Consider the following 14,382-nt stretch of genomic DNA (forward strand, 5'->3'; position numbering starts at 1 on the left):
GTCGTGGATCGGCCCCGGTGTCCGAGATCCTGAGGGCCGATCAGCCGGCCTGTGCCAGCAGGCCCAGAATATGCGTTGCGGTCGCCGCGTCCCGCGCCGCGGTGAAGGGCAGGGCGTTGCCGCCCTCGATCCGGAAGGGCTCGCCCGCGATCGTCGAGGCGGTGCCGCCCGCCTCCGCGACCAGCAGCAGACCGGCCGCGTGGTCCCAGGCGTTCTCCCAGGTGAAGGCGGTCGCGTCGACCAGGCCGCGGGCGACCGCCAGGTACTCCAGACCGGCCGAGCCGCAGGGGCGCGGGGCGACGCCTTCGGTCCGCAGCCCGGCCAGCGACTGCTTCTCCGCCACGGTGGTGAAGTCGAAGTGCGATATGGCGACCTCCAGCACCTTGCCGGGCTCCGGGGAGCCGGCGGTCAGCCGCTCGCCGTTCAGCCATGCCCCGCCGCCCCGGCGGGCGACGGCCAGCTGGTCCAGGGCCGGCGCATAGGTCCAGGAGGCGAGCAGTTCGCCGCGGTGCGCGAGGGCGACCAGGGTGGCGAAGCCCGGCTCGCCGCGGACGAACTGCCGGGTGCCGTCCACCGGGTCGACGATCCACACCGGCGCGTCGCCGCCCAGCCGAGCCAGGACCGAGGGGTCGGCGTGCGCCGCTTCCTCGCCGACCACGGTGGAGCCCGGCAGCAGCGCGGTGAGCGAGGCGGTGAGGTGCTCCTCGGCCTTCTGGTCGGCGACGGTCACCAGGTCGTACGGGCCGCTCTTCTCGACGATCTCGTGGGCGGCGAGTTGCCGGAAGCGGGGCAGGATCTCGGCCGCGGCCGCCTTGCGGACCGCCTCCTCGACCTCGGACAGGTCCCCGGCGAGAAAGTGCTCGATCATGCCCCCATCGAACCATGCCCGCGCGACGACCGGTTTCGGGCCGGCGTCCGCCAGGTGCACACCACGTTAAGGAGCCGTGCGGGCGGCGTCCGGCACCCCGGCCGGAGGCAGCATTCCGGATCTTTCACCGCAAGACGCCGAGCCCCGCCGCCCGGGCATGGGCGTAACGTGGCGTAGAGACGTTACGTCCGAGCAGCCGGAGCGTGCGCCGATGAGCAGACTGCGCTTCACCCGGCCCCCTCCACCGCCCAGCGGCGAGGAGCTGCTGTCCACGCTGGTCCAGCTCACCGGCGAGGTACTCGACGGGATCAAGCTCCAGCAGGCCCGGGTGGAGCTGGCCGGGGCGTTGCAGCGGCTGATGCTGCCGTCACGGCTGCCGGAGGTGGCGGGGCTGCGGACCGCCGCACGTTATGTGCCCGCCCGGCGTGGGCTGGACATCGGCGGGGACTGGTACGACGCCTTCGTCATGGCGGACGGGGCGCTCGGCATCGCCATCGGCGATGTGCAGGGCCACGACGCGGAGGCCGCGGCCTTCGTCGGGCAGGTCCGCACCGGGCTGCGCGCGGTCGCCGCCGGCGCGACCACCGATCCGGGCCAGGTCCTGGCCCAGGTCAACGACCTGCTGGTGTCGATGGACTCCAGCCTCTTCGTGACCTGCTCGTTCCTGCGTTTCGACGCCGCTGCCGGCGAGCTTGCCGATGCCCGCGCAGGCCATGTGCCCGCCGTCTGGGCCACGGCCGACGGCCGCTCCGGGATCGTCTGGGACGCGGGCGGTCTGCCGCTGGGGATGTTCCCCGGCGAGAGGTATCCGGTGACCCGGCATCTGCTGACCCCGCCGGCCGCCTTCGTGCTCTTCACCGACGGGGTGGTCGAGGGTCCGCGGTTCCCGATCGACCGGGGCCTGGAGATGGTCGCCCGACTGGTCGGCAGCGGGTTCGACGCCGACCCGGAGCTGCTGGCCTCCGAAGTCGTCGAGGTGTCGGACCGGACCGGCCATGACGACGACGCGGCCGTGGTCGTGCTCCGCTACGACGGATGAGTGCGGGCCACGATGGACGGCACGGCGCTTCGCAGGCGGCTCCCCGGGCAGGCGGCCGAGGTCCTGCGGGGCTGCCTGATCGCCGGCGCCTACTACGGGTCCGCCCGGCTCGGGCTCATGCAGGAACTGGTCCGCGAGCAGGTGACGCCGCTGTGGCCGCCGACCGGCATCGCCCTGGTGTGCCTGCTGTGGTGGGGTGCGCGGGTGTGGCCGGCCATCGCCGTCGGAGCGTTCCTGGTCAATGTCGAGATCGGGCCGGGCACCGCCGCCGTGCTGGGTATCGCCGTGGGCAACACCCTGGCCCCGGTCTGCTCCTGGCTGCTGCTGCGCCGCGCCGGGTTCCGCCCCGCGCTGGACCGGCTGCGGGACGCGCTGGCGCTGGTCTTCCTCGGCGCCCTGGTCGGCATGGTGGTCAGCGCCACCGTGGGCACGAGTGTGCTGGTGCTCTCCGGCGCGGTGCCGGCCGGTGACTTCCTCGCGACCTGGTCGGTGTGGTGGACCGGGGACGCCATGGGCGTGCTCGTCGTCGCGCCCTTCCTGCTCACCCTGCGGGCCGTCCGCGTCCCGGAGCTGAGTCCCTGGTACCGGTGGGCCGAGGCGGCGGCCCTGCTGGGCGGCACCGCGGCGGTCACGCTGGTGGCGACCCGATCCACGGTCAACCTGCTCTTCCTGATCTTCCCCTTCCTCATCTGGGCGGCCTTCCGCTTCCGGCTGCCCGGGGCGGCCGCCTGCTCGCTGATCGTGTGCCTGATGGTCATCGGGGCGGCGGCGGACGCCGCCGGGCCGTTTCAGGACCACGGTCTGGCGGCGCAGATGTTCATCCTCCAGGCGTTCAACGGCTCGGTGGCCATGACCGCGCTGCTGCTGTCCGCGGTCGTCACCGAACGCAACCAGACCCATCAGGAGATCGCCCATGTCTGCCGCCTGCTGGCGGGCGCGGTGAACCGGCTCAGCTCCGGTGAGGGCCCGCCGGACGCGCCGGCCCAGACGGACGGCCGGCCCCCGGAGAGTCGCCCAGGGCCGGGATGACGTGGCTGCCGTAGGCGTCGATGGTGCTCTCCTTCGCGTCGTGCATGGCGTACACCGCGAACTGGTCGACGCCCAGCTCCCGCAGGTGGCGCAGCTTGTCGAGGTGCGCCTGGACCGGCCCCAGCAGGCAGAAGCGGTCCACGATCTCGTCGGGTACGAAGGCGGTGTCCGGGTTCCCGGCCCGGCCGTGGTGGCTGTAGTCGTAGCCGTGCCGGTCCTTGATGTAGGCGGTGAGCGCCTCCGGCACCGCCGCGGAGTGCTCGCCGTACCGGGCGACGAGGTCGGCGACGTGGTTGCCGACCATGCCGCCGAACCACCGGCACTGCTCCCGCGCGTGCGCCAGGTCGTCGCCGACGTAGGCGGGGGCGGCGACGCAGATGGTCAGGGCGTCCGGGTCGCGGCCCGCCTCGGCCGCGGCGGTGCGGACGGCCCTGACCATCCACTCGGTCAGGTAGGGGTCGGCGAGCTGGAGGATGAAGCCGTCGGCCCGCTGCCCGGCCAGCGCCAGGGCCTTGGGCCCGTACGCCGCCATCCACACCGGCAGCCTGCCGTCCCGGACCCAGGGGAAGCGGACCGGGGTACCGTCGACGACCGCCTCCCGGCCCTCCGCGAGATCACGGATGACGCCGATGGCCTCGCCGAGCCGGGCCAGGGTGTTCGGCTTGCGGCCCGCCACCCGCATCGCCGAGTCGCCCCGCCCGATCCCGCAGACGGTGCGGTTGCCGTACATGTCGTTGAGGGTGGCGAACGTCGACGCGGTGACCTCCCAGGTGCGGGTACCGGGGTTGGTGACCATCGGGCCGACGATCAGGCGCTCGGTGTGCTCCAGGATGCGGCTGTAGATGACGAAGGGCTCCTGCCACAGCACGGTGGAGTCGAAGGTCCAGCCGTAGCGGAAGCCGTTGCGCTCGGCGCGCCGCATCAGGCTGATGACCGCCGAGGCCGGCGGGTCGGTCTGCAGCACGAGTCCGAAGTCCATCTCACTCCCTCGGGTCAGGCGAGGTATTGGCAGGTGTCGCGCCGGACGAAGCGGCCGTGGCCGGCCCGGCCGGTGAACCGCCGCTGATCGATCACGGTCGTGCCGCGCGAGAGCACGGTGACCACCTGTCCGGTGATCCGCTTCCCTTCGTACGCCGAGTAGTCGACGTTCATGTGGTGGGTGGCGGCGGAGAGGGTCTGCTCGGCCAGCGGGTCGTAGATGACGATGTCGGCGTCCGCGCCCGGGGCGATGGTGCCCTTCTTCGGATACAGGCCGAACATCCGGGCGGGGGTGGCGCAGGCGATCTCGATCCACCGGCGCCGCGAGATGTGCCCGTCGACGACGGCCTGATGGAGCAGGTCCATCCGGTTCTCCACCCCGGGCAGCCCGTTGGGGATCTTGGAGAAGTCGCCGCGGCCCAGCTCCTTCTGGCCCGCGAAGCAGAACGGGCAGTGGTCGGTGGAGACCACCTGGAGATCGTTGGTGCGCAGGCCCTGCCAGAGCGCGGCCTGGTGGTCGCGCGGCCTCAGCGGCGTGGAACACACGTATTTGGCGCCCTCGAAACCGGGCTCGGCGAGGTTGTCGGTGGACAGGAAGAGGTACTGGGGGCAGGTCTCGCCGAAGACCGGCAGCCCCAGGTCGCGGGCGGCGGCCAGCTCCGCCACGGCCTCCCGCGCCGACACGTGCACCACGTACAGCGGGGCGCCGGCCACCCGGGCCAGCTGGATGGCCCGGTGGGTGGCCTCGGCCTCCAACAGGGCCTTGCGCACCTCGCCGTGGTGGCGCGGATCGGTCCGGCCCGCGGCGAGGGCCTGCTCGACGAGGACGTCGATGGCGATGCCGTTCTCCGCGTGCATCATGATCAGCCCGCCGTTGCCCGCGGAGCGCTGCATGGCGCGCAGGATCTGCCCGTCGTCGCTGTAGAAGACGCCCGGGTAGGCCATGAAGAGCTTGAAGGAGGTGACGCCCTCGTCGACGAGGTGGTCCATCTCCTTCAGCGAGCCCTCGTCGACGTCGGAGAGGATCATGTGGAAGGCGTAGTCGATGGCGCAGTTGCCGTCCGCCTTGGCCTGCCAGGCGTCCAGCCCCTCACGCAGCGCGCGGCCCACCGACTGGACGGCGAAGTCCACGATGGTGGTCGTCCCGCCCCAGGCGGCGGCGCGGGTCCCGGTCTCGAAGGTGTCGGAGGCGAAGGTGCCGCCGAAGGGCAGCTCCATGTGGGTGTGCGCGTCGACCCCGCCCGGTATGACGTAGTGGCCGGTGGCGTCGATGGTGACGTCGGCGGCCCAGCCTTCGGCGCAGCGGCTGCCGTGCGCGGCCAGGGCGGCGATCGTGCCGTCCTCGATCAGCACGTCGGCGGGGGTCTCGTCGGCCGCGGTGATGACGAGCCCGCCGCGGATGAGGGTGCGGGACATCAGGCTCCGCTCCTTCCCAGCCGGGCCGGTGCCGCGCGCAGCGCGGCTTCGAGCACGGCCGCGCCCTCCTCCGCCTCGGCGACGGTGAGGCTGAGCGGCGGGGCGATGCGCAGCACGCTGCTGTTGTGGCCGCCGCCCTTTCCGATGAGCAGTCCGCCCTCCCGGGCGGCTTCCAGGACGGCGGCGGCCGCCTCGGGCCAGGCGCGGTCGCTGCCTGGGCCCCTCCTCCCCGAAGGGGGGCGAGGAGGGAGCTCGACCAGCTCGATACCGATCATCAGGCCGCGGCCGCGTACCTCGCGGACCATGTCCAGGCCCGCTGTGGCGGCCCGCAGCCGCTCGATGAGCAGGCCGCCGACGCGGCGGGCGTTGCCCTGGAGGTCGTGTTCCAGGAGGTAGCCGAGGTTGGCCAGACCGGCGGCCATCGTGACCGGGCTGCCGCCGAAGGTGGAGATGGAGTTGGCGCCCAGGCTGTTCATGATCTCCGCGCGGGCGACCACCCCGCCGATGGACATGCCGTTGCCGATGCCCTTGGCGAAGGTGAGGACGTCCGGCGGTCCGGCGGCGGCGTGCGCCTGCCAGCCCCAGAAGAACTCGCCGGTCCTCCCCCAGCCGGTCTGCACCTCGTCGGTGACCCACAGGATGCCGTGCCGGTCCAGCACCTCCCGGAAGGCCGCGTACAGCCCGTCGGGCGGTGCGGTGAAGCCGCCGACGCCCTGGATGGGTTCCGCGATGAGCGCCGCGACATTGCCGTGCGCCTGCCCGAGGACGTCTTCCAGGTCGGCGACGCAGGCCGCGATGAACTCCCCGTCCGACAGCGCCGCGAACGGGCCGCGGCCGCGCACCCCGCCGTGTACGTACAGCGTCTGCAGCGGGGAGAGGCTGGTCGGCGACCAGCCGCGGTTGCCGGTGATGCCCACCGCCGAGAAGGACCGGCCGTGGTAGCTGTTGCGCATGGCCAGGATCTGGTTGGAGCGGCGGTGGGTGGTGGCCAGCAGCAGCGCGGTGTCGTTGGCCTCGGTGCCGGAGGTGGTGAAGAAGACCCGGGCGTCGGGGATCCCGGAGAGCCGGGCGATGCGCTCGGCGAGGTCGATCATCGGGCGGTCGAGGTAGAGCGTGGAGGAGTGGATGATGCGGCCGGCCTGCTCGCTGACCGCCTTGGTGACCTCGGGCAGCGCGTGCGCGGTCATGGTGGTGAGGATGCCGCCGAAGAAGTCCAGGTAGCGCTTGCCGTCGGCGTCCCAGACGTGGCGGCCCTCGCCGTGCGTGATCTCGATCGGCTGCTCGTAGTAGAGGGCCAGCCACTCGGGCAGGACGGCCCGGTGCCGGGCGTACAGCGCGGCGTGCGTGTCGCTCACTGTGCCTCCTCGCGGTGCAGGTGTGCGTGGCGGAGTGGGCCGCGGTGCGGGTCCCGGTGGGCGGGGCCGTGTGGGTCGCTCTGTACGCCGCGGTGCGGGTCGCTCATGGCCGCACCAGCCCGTCGTAGGCGTCCGGCCGCCGGTCCCGGTAGAACGCCCACTGCTGCCGCACCTCGTCGATCAGGCCGAAGTCGAGGTCCCGGACGACCAGCTCCTCCTCCTTGTCGCTGGCGACCTCGCCGACGAACTGTCCGCGCGGGTCGACGAAGTAGGAGGTGCCGTAGAAGTCGTTGTCTCCGTACTCCTCCTGGCCCACCCGGTTGATCGCGGCGATGAAGTACTCGTTGGCGACGGCGGCGGCGGGCTGCTCCAGCTGCCACAGGTAGGCGGAGAGGCCGCGGGAGGTGGCGGAGGGGTTGTAGACCAGCTGGGCGCCGCCGAGGCCCAGCTGCCGCCAGCCCTCGGGGAAGTGCCGGTCGTAGCAGATGTAGACGCCGACCTTGCCGACCGCGGTGTCGAAGACCGGCCAGCCCGCGTTCCCCGGTTTGAAGTAGTACTTCTCCCAGAAGCCCTTCACCTGCGGGATGTGGTGCTTGCGGTACTTGCCGAGATAGCTGCCGTCGGCGTCGATGACGGCCGCGGTGTTGTAGTAGAAGCCGGACTGCTCGACCTCGAAGACCGGCACCACGAGGACCATCCCGGTCTCCCGGGCCAGCTCCCGCATCCGCCGCACCGTCGGGCCGTCCGGGACGGGCTCCGCCCAGCGGTAGTGCTCGGGCTCCTGCACCTGGCAGAAGTACGGAGCGTTGAAGACCTCTTGGAAGCCGAGCACCTCGGCCCCTTGGGCGGCCGCCGCGCGGGCATGCTCCTCATGCTTCGCGATCATCGACTCGGTATCACCCGTCCAGGTGGCCTGGACCAGTGCTGCACGGACAATCTTGGCCATGATTGGCTCCTTTGACTGCACGTCAGACCCGTCTACGCACGTAGACACCGGGTGTAGTCGGAAAACGTACGACCCGCTTCCCACGGTGACAAGAGTGCCGACGTTAAGCAACGAGGCCGATCACCTTTCCGGCGCGCGTCCCGGAGCGCGCGAGTCCCCGCGCGCCGCCAGGGGGCGGCCGGTGGGGGCCGGCCCTAGGAGAGGCCCGGCACCCCGGGCAGGCCGGCGAGGCGCAGGGCGTGGGCCAGGTCCAGGCGCCGGCCGGTGGAGACGTCCTGGGCAGCGTCCAGCAGCAGTGGGACCAGTTCGGCGGGTGCGTCGGTCGCCGCGCCCGCCGCCTCCTCGGGCGTCCGGGCCCGCACCAGCGCGGTCAGCAGGAAGGACGCCTCCGTACCGTGGCCGGTACCGCGCAGCGCGAGTGCCGCGTCCCCGACCTCGGCGGCGGGGCGGGCGACGCTCTGCCGCAACAGCCGCGCGCAGTCGCCGGTACGGCCCGCCTCCGCCAGAGCGGCAGCGGCGGCGGCCAGGGCCTCGGACGGCAGGCAGGCGACCTCCCACAGCAGGGTGGGGACGTCGGCGTCGAGGCCGGCGCGTTCCAGCTCGGTGGCGAGTAAGGGAAGCCAGTCGGCCGGCCAGCCGGCGGTCTCGCAGAGCAGGGCGTGCGCCTCGCCGCCCCGGCCCAGGGCCCGCAGCCGGGCGAGCTCCGCGACCGCCCCGGCGGCAGTCTGCCGTGCGGTGGCGAGCCGCTCCCCGGCGAGCCGCTCGGCTTCCGCCGCGGTGTCGGGCGCGATGCCGGCCGCGGTGGCGGTGCCCTTGCCGCGCCGTCGCCGCCGGACGCCGGTCGCGTCCCCGTACGCCCCGGCGAACCGTGCGCCGCGCGGCGCGGCTGTGGGGGCGGGGGTGGGCGCGGGGGCGGGCGGCGACGCGGTCCCGGCCTCGGTGACGGCCTCGGTCCCAGTCTCGGTGACGGTCCCGATGACGGCCCGCATCGGGTCCGCGGCCGGCCCGCTCCCCGCCTCCGGCCGGAGCGCGAGTGCCGGCTCCTCCACCTCCACCACTTCCTCCACCTCCTCGACCTCGATCCCCGCGAACCGGGCCCCCCGCGGCCGAGGCCGCGCAACCCGCGCCGCAGGCCCCCCGCTCGCCCCCGCGGCAGGCACCGCACCGGCCGCCTCGCCGGGAAGCCCGGCGACCGCGAGATCGGGTTCGAGGCGCCCCGGGGCGGGATGGGCCGGTTCGGGGCGCCCCGGGGCGGGGTCGACCGGGGCGGGATGGGCCGGCGCGGGGTCGCCCGGTCCGGAGAGGCCGACGGCCGGGACGCCCGGCCCGGGGCGGGCGTGGGTGGGCCGGGGCCCCGGGGCGGGCGACGCGGCGGGCCGGGGCGTCTGCCGGGCGGTCAACGCGGTCAGCCGGGCGGTGAGCTCTTCGCAGCGGGCCATGGCGCGCTGCCGGTCGTCGCGGGCCCAGGCGAGCTCCGCGTCCAGGCGGTCCCGCGTGGCCGGGTCCCCGGCGGTGCGGAGCGCGCCCTCCAGGTCCCGTTCGCGCTGCGTCGCGTACTCCTGCTCGCGGAGCATCAGGTCCAGGCGGCGGCGGAGTGCGGCGGAGCCGCCGGGGCGCGCGTCATGGGCGAGGATCGAGGCGCGGTAGAGGTCGGCGGCGCGTGTGCCCGCCTGCCGGGCGGCGTCCGGGCCGCTGCGGACGGACAGGTCCTGGAGCAGCGCCTGCACCACGTCCCAGGGCGGTACCTCCTGGCCGCGCAGGCAGGCGCGCATCCCCTCCGGGTCCCGCTGCGCGAAGACGCCGTACCAGCCGGCGGCCCGGTCCAGCCGGCCTGTCAGCTCGCGCAGATAGCGAGCGAACGCCACCACCTCATCCGGGAGTTGGCCGTGCGACATCTCCACCCCTCTCCCCAGCGGACATCTCGACACCGGTGCGCGGATCATTCGACACCCTGCGGGTTACGGATCCGGTTACGGGGTTGCTACGGGGAGTTTTCGGGCCACGCACAGCCGGCGCCCCCGCACACGGCGGCGCCCCCGCACACGGCGGCGCCCCTGGGCGGGCGGGGCCTCCCCGCCCGCCCAGGGCGGGACCGCGCAGGGTGCGTCTATCGTGTGGCCGGCGTGGCCGGCGGGCCGGCCGGGTGGACGACCATCGCTGATCCGCCGCCGCGTCGCTCGCGCTCGGCGGCGGCCAGCCAGCGGCCGTCCGGCAGGCGCTGTACCCCGGTGGCCGCGCCGATCTCCGGGTTCTGCTTGAAGACGTGGCCGAGCGCCTCCAGCCGCGGGCGCAGCGGGCTGTTCCACAGGCCCGGTTCCAGCTCCGTGGTGGCCGCGTTGCGCTGGCTGGCGCGTGGCGCGGCGATCGCGTCGACCAGCGGCATCCCCCGGTCGAGGTGGTTGAGCAGGGTCTGCAGCACGGTGGTGATGATCGTCGAGCCGCCAGGCGAGCCGAGGGCGAGGACAGGCCGCCCGTGGTCGAGGACGATCGTGGGGGACATCGAGGAGCGCGGGCGCTTGCCCGGTCCGGGCAGGTTGGGGTCGTGGACCGCCGGGTTGGCGGGCGCGAAGGAGAAGTCGGTCAGCTCGTTGTTGAGCAGGAAGCCGCGGCCGGGCACGGTGATGCCGCTGCCGCCGGTCTGCTCGATGGTGAGGGTGTACGCGACGACGTTGCCCCACTTGTCGGCGACCGTCAGGTGCGTGGTGTTCTCGCCTTCGTAGGTGGTGGGCGCGGCGGTGCCGCCGCTTGCGCAGCCGGCGCCGGGACGCGACGGATCGCCGGGCGCGAGCGGGCTGGTGAGCACCGCGTCATCCTTGATCAGGCATTCCCGGGAGTCCGCGAAGGCTTGAGAGAGCAGACCTCGGGTGGGGACGTCCTCGAACGACGGGTCGCCGACCCAGCGCCCCCGGTCGGCGAACGCGATCCGGGCGGCTTCGATGTAGCGGTGGAGGAACCGCGGCTCGCTGAGGTCGGCCAGGTCGGTCCGCTCCAGGATGTTCAGCGCCTCGGCGACGGTGGTGCCGCCGGAGGAGGAGGGCGCCATTCCGTATACATCGAGGCCGCGGTAGGACGTACGGGTCGGCGCCTGCCGCTTGGTCCGGTACGCCCGCAGGTCTCCCGCCGTCAGGTCACCGGGGCGGACCACCCGGGAGGCGCCGGACCGGACCGGGGGCTGCCGCACGGTCCGGACGATGTCGCGGCCCAGCTCGCCGCGGTAGAGCGCGTCCGCTCCGCCCTTCGCCAGCAGGGCGTAGGTGCGGGCCAGGTCGGGGTTGGTGAAGGTCGAGCCGACGACGGGGAGTTCACCGCCGGGCAGGAAGAGCTTCGCCGAGTCGGGGAAGTCGGCGAACCGCTCCTGGTTGTCGGCGGTCTGCTTGCGGAAGGTGGGGTCGACGGTGAAGCCGTCCCGGGCGAGCCGCTCGGCGGGCCGCAGCACCTCGGCCAGTGAGCGGGTGCCCCAGCTGTCGAGCGCCGCGTCCCAGGTGGCCGGGGTGCCGGGGGTACCGATGCCGAGTCCGCTGGTGACGGCCTCGGCGAACGGGATCGGCTTGCCGTCCGTGCCGAGGAACAGGTCTTCGTCCGCGCTGAGCGGGGCGGTCTCGCGGCCGTCGATGGTGAACACCCGGTGCTGCTTGGCGCTGTAGTAGACGAAGTAGCCGCCTCCGCCGACACCGGCCGAGTACGGCTCGGTGACGCCGAGCGCGGCGGCCGTGGCCACCGCCGCGTCCACCGCGTTGCCGCCGCGCCGCAGCACCTGGATGCCGGCCGCCGAGGCGTCGGGGTCGACGCTGGAGACCGCGCCGCCGTAGCCGGTGGCCACCGGGGTCTTGGCGGGGACGCCGGGCCCGGCGGCGGGCGCGCTGTGCGAGGTGGTGGGCGCGCTGCCCTGGGCGGTGGCGGGCACGGCCCCGAGGGTGACGGTGAGCGCGGCCGCGGCGCCGAGGGCGGACAGGCGCCGCCGGGTCGGTGAGGGTGCGGACCGGGGAGATGAGGGTGCGGATGGTGCGGTTGCTCTCGCGGCGAGCGCCATGCATACCTCCATATGAACGCAGGGGCCGGAGAATACTCGTCACGCGGCGCGCGCCGACAGGGGCGCGCGGACCGCGGCCCCCGGTCCGCCCTCCCACAGCCGCCTCGAACAGACGGCCGTGCCCCCGCTACGATGCCCGGCCATGACGGACACCGTGCAGGACTTGATCGCCGGGGCGGCGGCCCTGATCGTCGGCCTGGCCCTCGGCTGGGTGGCACACACGGCCGCCGCACGCCGCGGCCGCAGCCGCGAACAACGGTTCTTCGGTCTGCCGGAGGGGTCGGAGTGCGTGCTGGTCACGCACCGGGACAGCGCCTCGGCGCACTGGAGCATCCCCCGCCATGACGCGCTGGCACTGCTGGGGCTCGCGGCCGTGGTGGAGAACTGCGGCGCGCACCCGGAGATCGCCCCGCACGACACCGGGCTGCAAGGCTTCGGCGCCCGGACGGAGTTCTGCGTCGGCGACCCGACCGCGCACCGCAGGCTCGCCGCGCACCTGGCGAACCTGCTCCCGGGCGTGACGGTGCACCCGGGAGACGAGACCGGCGCCGACCGGGCCACGCTGACCATCGGCGGCACCGCCTACCGGGCGGAGCCCGGCGCGGTCGAGTATGTGCTGCTCGCCCGGCTGACCGGCGGCGAGGGCGGCCGGCCGGTGTTCCTGGCGGCGGGGCAGCGTCCGGTCACCCACCGCGCCGCCATTCGCCACCTGGTGCGCAACCGGTCCCGGCTGGCCCGCAAGTACGGCGCGGACGGGGCGTTCTGCCTGCTGCTGAAGGTCGTCAACTCGCAGGCGTACGGGCCGGACGTGGTGGAGGTGGTCGCGGATGTGACCAAGTCCGCGCTGTCGACCGCCCCGGTTTCGCGCCCGTCCTCCCGGCGGGCGGGGAAGGGCGACCGGTCGGCCTGAGCGCGGTCCGCCGAGGGCCGCTCCGGGGGCCGCTTGAGGGCCGTTTCGGGGGCCGTTGGAGGCTCAACATCGTTACCCACGCGTAACTTACGCGGGTATTACCGGCGGTAAGTCGCTGAGGTTACCGTCGGGTTACCTGGCACCGGTGCCCCCACACCCGCCCCCCACGGCATCCTCCCCCCTCAGGAGCGACAGTGACCCATGCCCGGAAACCCCTGCTGCGCGCCACGGCGGCAGCCACCCTCTCGGCGAGTCTGCTGACCGGCGCGGCCCTCGGCCTGGCCCCCGCCACCCACGCCGCACCCGCCCGCGCGACGACCGAGGCAACGACCGGCACGGCGGCCCGTACCGGCTCCGCCACCGTCCGGTTCGTGGACATACCCGGCCACGGCGGCACCAAGCTGGCCGCCAACGTCTTCACCCCAAGCGACGCGGACGGCGCCCGGCGCTACCCCCTCATCGTGCTGCCCACCAGCTGGGGCATGCCGCAGATCGAATACATCGCTCAGGCGAAGAAGCTCGCCGACTCCGGCTATGTCGTGGTCGGTTACAACGCGCGCGGGTTCTGGCAGTCCGGCGGCGAGATCGAGACCGCCGGGCCGCCGGACGTCGCGGACGCCGCCAAGGTCATCGACTGGGCACTCGCCCACACCCCCGCCGACCCCGACCGGATCGGTATGGGCGGGGTCTCCTACGGCGCCGGGATCAGCCTGCTGAGCGCCGGGTCCGATCCCCGGGTCAAGGCCGTGGTGGCGATGAGCGGCTGGGCCGACCTGATCGACTCGATATACAGCGGACGCACCCAGCACCTCCAGGCCGGCGCCCTGCTCGGCGCGCTGGGCGGGCTGACCGGCCGCCCGAGCGCGGAACTCCAGCAGATCCTGCGCGCCTTCCTCACCTCCGACCTGTCGAAGGAGGCGGAGATGCTCGCATGGGGGAAGAAGCGCTCCCCCGCCACCTACCTGGACCGGATCAACCGCAACGGCGCGGCCGTCATGCTGGGCAACGCCTGGGGGGACTCGCTCTTCCCGCCCAACCAGTACGCGGACTTCTTCGAGAAGCTGACCGGTCCCAAGCGGCTGGAGTTCCGGCCCGGCGACCACGCCACCGCCGAGGGCACCGGGCTGCTCGGGCTGCCCAATGACGTCTGGGACAACGCCCAGCGCTGGTTCGACCGCTACCTCAAGGGCGAGCACAACGGCATCGACCGCGAGCAGCCGGTGCAGCTGAAGTCCCGCTCGACCGGGGAGTACGAGGGATATTCCAGCTGGTCGGCGGTGACCTCCGCGCACCTGCGGATACCGCTCGCCGAGAGCCGCCGGATCGCCGGAGGCGTCGACTCCGGCGCGGACGGCGGCGTGATCTTCCTCTCCAGCATGCTGGACCAGTTCCTCAAGCTGCCGCCGATGGCCTCGATCCCGCTGCTGCCGCGCGCGTTCGCCGGGGTCTGGCAGACCGGGCCGTACGCCACCGCGCAGCACATCCGGGGCACCGCGAAGCTGCACACCACGGTCACCAGCGACAAGGCGCAGGGCACGGTGTTCGCCTACCTCTACGACGTGGGTCCGCTGGGCACCGGCAGGCTGGTCAGCCACGCACCGGTCACCTTCCGGGACCGGACGCCCGGCACGCCCTTCACCCTGGACCTGGAGCTGTTCTCCACGGCGTACGACGTCCCGGCCGGGCACCGGCTGGCGGTGGTCGTCGACACCGTCGACCCGCTGTACGCCGAGCACAACCCGGCCGGCGCCCACCTCACCTTCTCCTCGCCGCGGGACGACCGCTCGTACCTCTCCGTCCCGCTGCGCTAG

At 73.6% G+C, this 14,382-nt stretch carries 11 protein-coding genes; 4 read left to right on the forward strand and 7 right to left on the reverse strand.

Annotation, left to right across the window (positions count from 1 at the left end; all coding sequences use genetic code 11):
- Positions 1-40: 40 nt before the first annotated feature.
- Positions 41-868, reverse strand: a complete 828-nt coding sequence (locus AC4BDD_RS05455; RefSeq protein ID WP_490689823.1) for an inositol monophosphatase family protein — start codon at positions 866-868, stop codon at positions 41-43.
- A 220-nt stretch (positions 869-1,088) separates the two neighbouring features.
- On the opposite strand from AC4BDD_RS05455, the gene AC4BDD_RS05460 reads away from it, so the two are divergent.
- Together AC4BDD_RS05460 and AC4BDD_RS05465 are read left to right on the forward strand one after the other, a co-directional pair.
- Positions 1,089-1,907, forward strand: a complete 819-nt coding sequence (locus tag AC4BDD_RS05460; RefSeq protein WP_490691675.1) for a PP2C family protein-serine/threonine phosphatase — start codon at positions 1,089-1,091, stop codon at positions 1,905-1,907.
- Positions 1,908-1,919: 12 nt separating this feature from the next.
- Positions 1,920-2,936: an MASE1 domain-containing protein gene (locus AC4BDD_RS05465; RefSeq protein WP_490691676.1), complete on the forward strand. Its 1,017-nt coding sequence runs from the start codon at positions 1,920-1,922 to the stop codon at positions 2,934-2,936.
- On the opposite strand, the gene AC4BDD_RS05470 is transcribed toward AC4BDD_RS05465, so the two are convergent.
- From AC4BDD_RS05470 to ggt, 6 genes are all read right to left on the reverse strand, one after another.
- Positions 2,857-3,915: a TIGR03842 family LLM class F420-dependent oxidoreductase gene (locus tag AC4BDD_RS05470; RefSeq protein WP_490689824.1), complete on the reverse strand. Its 1,059-nt coding sequence runs from the start codon at positions 3,913-3,915 to the stop codon at positions 2,857-2,859. The genes AC4BDD_RS05465 and AC4BDD_RS05470 overlap by 80 nt on opposite strands.
- 14 nt (positions 3,916-3,929) lie before the next feature.
- Positions 3,930-5,330 carry a dihydropyrimidinase gene (hydA, locus tag AC4BDD_RS05475; RefSeq protein ID WP_490689825.1) on the reverse strand — a complete coding sequence of 467 codons (1,401 nt, stop codon included), beginning with the start codon at positions 5,328-5,330 and terminating at the stop codon, positions 3,930-3,932.
- Complete coding sequence (locus AC4BDD_RS05480) at positions 5,330-6,685, reverse strand: aspartate aminotransferase family protein (RefSeq protein ID WP_490689826.1); 1,356 nt, start codon at positions 6,683-6,685, stop codon at positions 5,330-5,332. The genes hydA and AC4BDD_RS05480 overlap by 1 nt, the downstream gene beginning before the upstream one ends.
- Positions 6,686-6,788: 103 nt before the next feature.
- Positions 6,789-7,631: a nitrilase-related carbon-nitrogen hydrolase gene (locus AC4BDD_RS05485; protein WP_490689827.1), complete on the reverse strand. Its 843-nt coding sequence runs from the start codon at positions 7,629-7,631 to the stop codon at positions 6,789-6,791.
- Between the two features lie 194 nt (positions 7,632-7,825).
- Positions 7,826-9,526 (reverse strand): hypothetical protein, encoded by a 1,701-nt coding sequence (locus AC4BDD_RS05490; RefSeq protein ID WP_490689828.1) that lies wholly within the window; start codon positions 9,524-9,526, stop codon positions 7,826-7,828.
- A gap of 212 nt (positions 9,527-9,738) precedes the next feature.
- The gene (gene ggt, locus AC4BDD_RS05495; protein ID WP_490689829.1) at positions 9,739-11,661 is read right to left on the reverse strand and encodes a gamma-glutamyltransferase; all 1,923 of its coding nucleotides are present in this window, start codon (positions 11,659-11,661) and stop codon (positions 9,739-9,741) included.
- A 142-nt stretch (positions 11,662-11,803) separates the two neighbouring features.
- On the opposite strand from ggt, the gene AC4BDD_RS05500 reads away from it, so the two are divergent.
- A complete protein-coding gene (locus AC4BDD_RS05500) occupies positions 11,804-12,571 on the forward strand; it encodes a hypothetical protein (RefSeq protein ID WP_490689830.1) in 768 nt (255 codons plus the stop codon).
- Between the two features lie 194 nt (positions 12,572-12,765).
- Positions 12,766-14,382 carry a CocE/NonD family hydrolase gene (locus AC4BDD_RS05505; RefSeq protein ID WP_490689831.1) on the forward strand — a complete coding sequence of 539 codons (1,617 nt, stop codon included), beginning with the start codon at positions 12,766-12,768 and terminating at the stop codon, positions 14,380-14,382.

The organism is Streptomyces sp. JLBT605, from assembly GCF_058215555.1.